The 6261-nt window shown below is 68.2% G+C and carries 7 protein-coding genes; 2 read left to right on the top strand and 5 right to left on the bottom strand.

All coding sequences use genetic code 11. The features are described 5' to 3' along the window. Both VHS75_RS03545 and VHS75_RS03540 read right to left on the bottom strand, forming a co-directional pair. A partial coding sequence (locus tag VHS75_RS03545) for a 3-oxoacid CoA-transferase subunit B (protein WP_329637224.1) occupies positions 1-604 on the bottom strand: 604 nt, incomplete at its 3' end. Beyond that, positions 604-1314, bottom strand: coding sequence for a CoA transferase subunit A (locus tag VHS75_RS03540; protein WP_329637223.1), 711 nt, complete (start codon positions 1312-1314; stop codon positions 604-606). The genes VHS75_RS03540 and VHS75_RS03545, both read right to left, overlap by 1 nt. A 111-nt stretch (positions 1315-1425) precedes the next feature. Here VHS75_RS03540 and VHS75_RS03535 point away from each other — a divergent pair, with 111 nt between their 5' ends. Together VHS75_RS03535 and VHS75_RS03530 are read left to right on the top strand one after the other, a co-directional pair. Then, the gene (locus tag VHS75_RS03535; protein WP_329637222.1) at positions 1426-3318 is read left to right on the top strand and encodes a monovalent cation:proton antiporter-2 (CPA2) family protein; all 1893 of its coding nucleotides are present in this window, start codon (positions 1426-1428) and stop codon (positions 3316-3318) included. Between the two features lie 10 nt (positions 3319-3328). Continuing rightward, positions 3329-4282, top strand: coding sequence for an isopenicillin N synthase family dioxygenase (locus VHS75_RS03530; protein WP_329637221.1), 954 nt, complete (start codon positions 3329-3331; stop codon positions 4280-4282). A gap of 24 nt (positions 4283-4306) precedes the next feature. Here VHS75_RS03530 and VHS75_RS03525 read toward each other — a convergent pair whose 3' ends face one another. The 3 genes from VHS75_RS03525 to VHS75_RS03515 are packed head-to-tail and all read right to left on the bottom strand — an operon-like array spanning position 4307 to position 6261. Next, positions 4307-4936, bottom strand: coding sequence for a carbonic anhydrase (locus tag VHS75_RS03525; protein WP_329637220.1), 630 nt, complete (start codon positions 4934-4936; stop codon positions 4307-4309). Then, positions 4937-5581 carry a maleylacetoacetate isomerase gene (maiA, locus tag VHS75_RS03520; protein WP_329637219.1) on the bottom strand — a complete coding sequence of 215 codons (645 nt, stop codon included), beginning with the start codon at positions 5579-5581 and terminating at the stop codon, positions 4937-4939. It lies immediately after the preceding gene. Beyond that, entirely contained in the window at positions 5581-6261 is a 681-nt protein-coding gene (locus tag VHS75_RS03515; RefSeq protein WP_329637218.1) for a fumarylacetoacetate hydrolase family protein, read from the bottom strand. The genes maiA and VHS75_RS03515 overlap by 1 nt, the downstream gene beginning before the upstream one ends.

Genomic DNA, 6261 nt, shown 5'->3' with positions numbered 1-6261 from the left:
GCCCCACCCCGTTCGCGAGCTCCGTCAGCCGCACCTTGCCGTCCGCCAGATCGAAGACGCCCAGGTCGGTGATCAAGAGGTCCACCACGCCCGCGCCGGTCAGCGGCAGCGAGCAGCGCTTGACCAGCTTGGGCGCGCCCGACTTCTCGGTGTGCTCCATCACCACGACCACGCGGCGCACGCCGGCGACCAGATCCATCGCCCCGCCCATGCCCTTGACCATCTTGCCGGGCACCATCCAGTTCGCCAGGTCGCCGTTCTGCGCCACCTGCATGGCGCCCAGCACCGACAGGTCGATGTGGCCGCCGCGGATCATGGCGAAGCTGTCGGCGCTGGAGAAATAGGATGAGGACGGCAGCTCGGTGATGGTCTGCTTGCCGGCGTTGATCAGGTCCGGGTCGGCCTCGCCCTCATAGGGGAACGGCCCCATGCCCAGCATGCCGTTCTCGCTCTGAAGGGTCACCTCGACGCCGGTCGGGATGTAGTTGGCCACGAGCGTCGGGATGCCGATGCCGAGGTTCACATAGAAGCCGTCGCGCAGCTCCATGGCGGCGCGGGCGGCGATCTGTTCGCGGGTCCATCCTTGCTTAAGTTCAGGGGCCATCAGACAGCTTCCTTCGGACGGGTGGTGAGCTGTTCGATGCGTTTTTCGAAGACCGCACCCTTGAAGAGCTTGTCCACATAGATGCCCGGGGTGTGGATGTTGTCCTTCGCCAGGGTCCCGGTGGCGACCAGTTCCTCGACCTCGGCCAGGGTGACCTTGGCGGCGGTGGCCATCATCGGATTGAAGTTCCGCGCGGTCTCCCGATAGACGAGGTTTCCGGCGTGGTCGCCCTTCCAGGCCTTGACGATCGCCAGGTCGGCGGTCAGGCCGCGCTCCATGACGTAGGCCTCGCCGTCGAACTCGCGGACTTCCTTGCCTTCGGCCACCAGGGTGCCGACGCCGGTCTTGGTGAAGAACGCCGGGATGCCGGCCCCGCCGGCCCGGATGCGTTCGGCCAACGTGCCCTGCGGATTGAACTCCAGCTCCAGCTTGCCGGAGAGGTAGAGCTCGGCGAACAGCTTGTTCTCGCCGACATAGCTGGAGATCATCTTCTTGATCTGACCGCCGGCCAGCAGGATGCCGAGCCCGAAGTCGTCGACCCCGCAGTTGTTGGAGACGACCGTCAGGTCCTTGGTCCCCGCCTCGCGGATCGCGGCGATCAGGTTCTCGGGGATGCCGCAGAGGCCGAAGCCGCCCGCCATGATGGTCATGCCGTCGAAGAGCACGCCCGCTAGCGCCTCGCGGGCGCCGTCTACTGTCTTGCTGGCCATGCCCGACCTGTTACGCCGCAATGCAGCAATTGAGAACCGCACGCGGCATAAAAATCGCCGGCCCGCCCAAAACCGCTTCCAACAGGGGCCAAGGCGCGGTCCATTGCCGTCATGAACGCCCACTCCCTGCTGACCCAGGCGCTCGTCTATCTGGCCGGCGGCGTGGTCTCGGTGCCGATCGCCAAGCGGTTGGGTCTGGGGTCGGTGCTGGGTTACCTGATCGCCGGCGTCCTGATCGGACCCTTCCTGCTCAACCTGGTCGGCCGGCCCGCCGAGGTGCAGAAGTTCGCCGAGTTCGGCGTGGTCATCCTGCTGTTCCTCATCGGACTGGAGGTCCGTCCCGCGCTGCTGTGGAAGATGCGCACGACGATCTTCGGCCTGGGCCTCACCCAACTCGTGGGGACAGCCGCCCTGCTCGGGGCCGCCTCGCTGGCCTTCGGGCTCGACTGGCGGGTCGGCGCCGCGGTCGGCCTGATCCTGGCCATGTCGTCCACCGCCATCGTCCTGCAGAGCCTGGAAGAAAAGGGCTTGCGCCAGGGGCCTGTGGGCCAGGCCTCGTTCGGCGTCCTGCTGTTCCAGGACCTGGCGGTCATTCCGCTCTTCGCCCTGTTGCCGCTGCTGACGCCGGCGGGGATCGCCGCGCCGGCGGCCAGTCACGCCACCAGCCTTCTGGCGCCCCTGCCCGCCTGGGCGCAGCCGCTGGCCCAGATGGCCGCGGTGGCGGTCATAGCGGTCGGCGGCCGCTACCTCACCCAGCCGCTGTTCCGCTTCATCGCCTCGGCGCGGTTGCGGGAGATTTTCACCGCCTCAGCCCTGCTGCTGGTGATCGCCGTGGCCGCGTTGATGGAGCTGGTCGGTCTTTCACCGGCGTTGGGCGCCTTCCTGGCCGGAGTGGTGCTGGCCGATAGCGAGTTCCGGCGCGAGCTGGAAACCGATATCGAGCCGTTCCGGGGCCTGCTGCTCGGCCTGTTCTTCATCACCGTCGGCGCGGGCCTCGACCTCGGCCTGGTCGCCGCCCATCCCTTCATCGTCCTGGGTCTTGTGGTCGGGCTGATGGTCCTGAAGACGGCCGCGATGTACGCCGCCGGCCGGCTCTTCCGGCACTCCCACGGCACCGCACTGTCCACCGCCGTCGCCCTGGCGCAGGGCGGGGAGTTCGCCTTCGTCCTCCTGGGTTTCGTGCTGGGCGCCCAGGTGATGAGCGCCGAGCTCGCCCACCTGCTGACCGCCGTGGTCGCCGTCTCCATGGCGGCCACGCCGCTGGTCACTGCGGGCTATGACCGGCTGGTGCTGAGCCGCCCGGACACGCGCGCCGAGCCCGAACGCCTGCCCTTCGACGAGGGCGACCCCGACGTGATCGTCGCGGGGTTCGGCCGCTTCGGGCAGATCGCCGCCCGCCTGCTGATCGCCAACAAATTCAAGGTCGTGCTCCTCGACTCCTCCATCGAGGCGATCGACGCCATCCGGCGCTTCGGCTGGCGCGTGCACTACGGCGACGCCAGCCGCCTCGACCTCCTGCGCACCGCCGGCGCCGAGAAGGCCAAGGTCCTTCTGATCGCCATCGACGACCGCGATAAGGCTCTTGAGATCGCCGAGGCGGCGAAGGCGACGTTTCCTCAACTCTTCATCGTCGCGCGCGCCTTCGACCGCCCACACGCCTTCGAACTCCTGGCCCGTGGCGTCGACTGGGCCGAACGCGAGACCTACGAGAGCGCGCTCAACTTTGGCCGCCACACCCTGGAGGGGCTGGGCTTCACCGACCGGCGCGCGCTCAAGGCCGCGGTGGTGTTCCGGGAACACGACAATCGCCTGTTCCGCCAGCAGCAAGCGAGCTACGGCCAGGGCGAGGAACAGTACGTCAGCGCCGTCCGCGCCTCTCGCGAGACCTTCGAACGGCTGATCCAGGCGGAGATGGCCCGGGTCGCCGAGGAAGAAGAGCGCGACGAAAACGAGCCGCCGCACGAGGACCGCAAGCGTCTGGAGGCCGACAAGGAGCGGGTGTAGAACCGCTGAAATGAGCCTAGCCCACGCCCTGACGCCCCACATCGCGCCCGTTTCCTTCGAAGGCTTCAGCCGCGACTTCCCGCACTTCTCCAACACCCTCGGCGGCTCGTTCGAGCGGTTCGGCTTCGCGGTGATCTCCGACCACGGAATCCCGCAGGCGCGTATCGATGCGGCGATCGCGGCGGCCAAGACATTCTTCGCCCTGCCCGAGGCCCAGAAGCTGAAATACAAGCTGCCGGTCGGCGGTCAGCGCGGCTACACCCCCTTTGGCGTCGAGACGGCCAAGGGCGAGGTGAACTACGACCTGAAGGAATTCTGGCACGTCGGCCGCGACCTGCCGCCGGGCCATCCCTATCGCAGCCACATGGCCGACAACGTCTGGCCGGACGCCGACGTCGCCGAGTTCCACGAGACGGTGGGCTGGCTCTACGGCGCGCTCGACGCGATGGGCCTGAAGGTGCTGGAGGCGATCGCCGTCTACCTGGGCCTCGACCGCCATTTCTTCGACCCCACCGTCGATTTCGGCAACTCGATCCTGCGCCTGCTGCACTATCCGCCGGTCCCGTTCGACGGGCCCCACATCCGCGCCGCCGCGCACGAGGACATCAACGTCATCACCCTGTTGCTCGGCGCCGAGGAGGCGGGGCTGGAGGTGCTGGACCGCGACGGCCAGTGGCTGGCGGTCAACCCGCCGCCCGGGGCGCTGGTCTGCAACATCGGCGACATGCTGCAGCGGCTGACCAACCACCGCCTGCCGTCGACGACGCACCGGGTGGTCAATCCGGCGCCGGAGCGTCGCGGCTTCGCCCGCTATTCGACGCCGTTCTTCCTGCACTTCAATTCGGACTACCTGATCAAGACCCTGCCGAACTGCGTTGACGCCAGCCATCCGGACCGCTACCCGACCCCGATCACGGCGAACGACTACCTCCAGGAGCGGCTGCGCGAGATCAAGCTCGCCTGAGGCTGGCTCCAGGCGACAGGCGCCTCAGGGCTCCGCCCGGGTCTCCAGCCGGTCCAGTTCGTCGGGGCCGCCGACGGTGACGCCCAGATCGTTCACAAGGCCGGTCGAGAGCGAATAGACCCAGCCGTGGACGCAGACCTGCTGGCCGCGGGCCCAGGCGTCCTGGACGAAGACGTCCGAGGCGACGTTCTTCACCTGGCGGATGACGTTCAGCTCGCAGAGCCGGTCGAGGCGGGCGCGTTCCTCGGGGATGTCCTCCAGCTCGTGGCGGTGTTCGTGAGCGACCTCACGGATCGGGTGCAGCCAGTGATCGACCAGGCCGCGGCGTTTGCCATCCACCGCCGCGGCGATGCCGCCGCAACCGTAGTGGCCCACGACCATCACGTGCTTGACCTTGATCACGTCGATCGCGAACTGCAGCACCGACAGGTAGTTGGCGTCCTGCGGCGGGGCGAGGTTGGCGACGTTGCGGTGCACGAACAGTTCGCCCGGATCGAGGTCGACGATCTCGTTGGCGGGGACCCGACTGTCGGAACAGCCGATCCACAGATATTCCGGGGCCTGCTGGCCCTCCAGGCGCTTGAAGAAGCCCGGGTCGGCGGCGGTCTTCCGCGCGGCCCAGGCGCGGTTGTTGGCCTTTAGATCGTCGAGCATCTAGAGCGGGACCGCGTCGGGTTGCCGGTTGGGATGGGCGGCCTGGAACGCCGGATGCGCCTGGGCGTGTTCGTTGACCGCCGCGATCGCCGGCCAGGGGCCCAGGTCCAGCTGATAGCGGTTGGCGGAATAGACCTGCGGGATCAGGCAGCAGTCGGCGAGGGTGGGCGTATCGCCAAAGGCGAAGCCCTTGCCGTATCGGGCGACCATCGGCTCCAGCGCATCGAAGCCGTCGCGGATCCAGCCTTGCGTCCACTCCAGGATGCCGGCCTGGTCGATGCCCATCTGGTGCAGCTTGCGGCCGACGCGGGTGTTGTTCAGCGGGTGGATATCGCAGGCGATGATCAGGGCCATGGCGCGCACCGCCTGGCGGTCAAGCGACGTTTTCGGCAGCAGCGGCGGGCCGGGATATTCCTCCTCCAGCCACTCCAAGATCGACAGGCTCTGGGTGAGGACCCGGCCGCCGCCCAGGTCCAGCGCCGGGGTCAGCTTCTGGCGGTTCACCGCCTCATACTCGGGCCCACGCTGCTCGCCCTTGATCAGGTCCAGGGCGGAATAGTCGTAGGCCACGCCCTTCAGCGCCAGGCCGATGCGGACGCGATAGGGCGCGGTGGCGCGCCAGGCGCTGTAGAGGGTGAAACTCATCAGACGACCTTGAAGGCCAGTTGGCCGACCCCTTCGACCTCGCCGGTGACGCTATCGCCGCGCACCAGCGGGCCGACGCCCTCCGGCGTGCCGGTGTAGATCAGGTCGCCGGGCGCCAAGGTCCAGAGCTTGGAGGCCTCGGAGACGATCTCGGCCGTGGCCCAGATCATGTCGGCGACGCTGGCGTCCTGGCGGACCTGGCCGTTGACCGACAGGGTGATGCGGCCCTGTGGCGGGGCCCCGGTCCAGGGCTTGATGGCGCTGATCGGCGCGGACTGGTCGAAGCCCTTCGAGGCGTCCCAGGGCTGGCCCTTGTCCTTGGCGGCGTTCTGCAGGTCGCGGCGGGTCATGTCGACGCCGACCGCGTAGCCGAAGATCAGATCCAGGGCCTTCTCCACCGGCACATCCTTGCCGCCGGCCTTCAGCGCCACAACCAGCTCGATCTCGTGATGCAGATTGGCGGTCTTCGGCGGATAGGCGACGTCGCCGCCCGGTGGGACGATGGCGTCGGCAGGCTTGGCGAAGAAGAACGGCGGATCGCGGTCGTCACCGCCCATCTCGCGCCGGTGGGCGGCGTAGTTGCGGCCCACGCAAAGGATGCGGCGAACGGGGAAAACCTCGGCGCGGCCCTCGACAGGCACGGTGACGACGGCGGGCGGATCGAAGAGATATTGGCTCAT

It is taken from the genome of Phenylobacterium sp., assembly GCF_036264965.1.
Taxonomy (GTDB): domain Bacteria; phylum Pseudomonadota; class Alphaproteobacteria; order Caulobacterales; family Caulobacteraceae; genus Phenylobacterium.
The sequence above is the reverse complement of the archived record's forward strand: the minus strand, read 5'-3'. Positions and strand labels throughout refer to the sequence as shown.